Annotated in this window: 2 protein-coding genes; both read left to right on the forward strand. The window is 31.5% G+C overall.

What is annotated here, in order from left to right; genetic code table 11:
* Nucleotides 1-460 (forward strand): hypothetical protein (locus tag COZ07_RS03740; RefSeq protein WP_406607247.1); only part of this gene is annotated, 460 nt, incomplete at its 5' end.
* 207 nt (nucleotides 461-667) lie between these two features.
* A complete protein-coding gene (locus COZ07_RS03745; RefSeq protein WP_406607248.1) occupies nucleotides 668-1,192 on the forward strand; it encodes a DUF262 domain-containing protein in 525 nt (174 codons plus the stop codon).
* Nucleotides 1,193-1,251 lie beyond the last annotated feature (59 nt).

A 1,251-nucleotide genomic window follows, 5' to 3' on the forward strand; every position in this document is an offset into this window, starting at 1 on the left:
TAGAATGGGAAAAATGAGAGAACTAATTATTGATTTCTGGCGATGGGTTTACCAGAACAAATACAAAGAAAAAGAACAATTAAAAGAAGAAGCTAAAGAAATTTTATCAGAATTATCGAAACTGACTGTATTTTTAGAAAAGATAGATGGTGAAAACTATGAATGGCTGAAATTATCTGCTCCATATATTCATGTTGATTTCAATGCTCCGTTTTTCCTCAAATATCTCAATAATTTAAAGGATAAAAATAAAGATGCTGGTAAATATGTAGGTAAAATATTCTTAGAAATCTTAAAAAATTCAACTCCTGATTACGATCAAAAGGATATTCGCTCAATTGTTGAATGTCTTTATGCTTCAGGTTTTGAAGAGTGCGCTAATGAAATATGTAAGATTTATGGCACTAGAGGCTTTGAATTTTTGCGAGATATTTACGAAAAAAATCATAAAAAAATATGAAAAGTATAGATAAAATATTTTGTCAGAGACGGTTTTACTTGCTAAATAATTCAGTAACTTTTCTAATTTTTGATATACTTTTCAGTTTCATTGCTTATACAAAAAGTTCTGAAACTGTCAAATAGGGAGAGACTAAATAATTTTGTAGAGTAAATTAGGAAACTTGCGTCTATTTTTATTTATATTTTAAAAGAAAAGAGGTGTAATATGTTAATCCATAGATATTCAGTAAATCAAAGATCCATTCAAGCCTTACTAGTTGACATCAAATCAAATGAAATTGCCGTACCGGAAATTCAGCGTCCTTTTGTTTGGAATGCAATAAAAGTACGTGATCTTATTGATTCATTATACGAAGGATTTCCGATAGGTTATTTAATTGCATGGCACAATCCTTCTGTGAGACTTAAGGATGGAACTAAGGCAAAAGGGAAAAAGATACTGATTGATGGTCAGCAGCGAGTAACCGCACTAATGACTGCATTACTTGGAGAATATATAGTTGATAAAGATTATAGAAGAGTAAAGATAATCATTGCCTTTAACCCAAAAGAGCGCAAATTTGAGGTTTCCAACCCAGCTATTTGTAAAGACAAGTCTTGGATAGCTGATATATCAAAAGTCCTTTCTCCGAATGTAAAAGTTTTAGAACTCGTTAATGAATATTGTGAGAATAATGAAGGAAGCGATCAGGATGAGGTTTTTAATATAGCGGGAACTCCCCACCTGTAAGGGTGGGGATGAGAGCAGTTTCCTGTATCTTCCGTTCGTACTTTGATATAATAAAAAAT

It is taken from the genome of Candidatus Infernicultor aquiphilus, assembly GCF_002784285.1.
Taxonomy (GTDB): Bacteria; Atribacterota; Phoenicimicrobiia; order Phoenicimicrobiales; family Phoenicimicrobiaceae; genus Infernicultor; species Infernicultor aquiphilus.

Bases quoted from the DNA above. Each gene is read 5' to 3' on its own strand.
- COZ07_RS03745 (WP_406607248.1), top strand. From the start codon at position 668: ATGTTAATCCATAGATATTCAGTAAATCAAAGATCCATTCAAGCCTTA.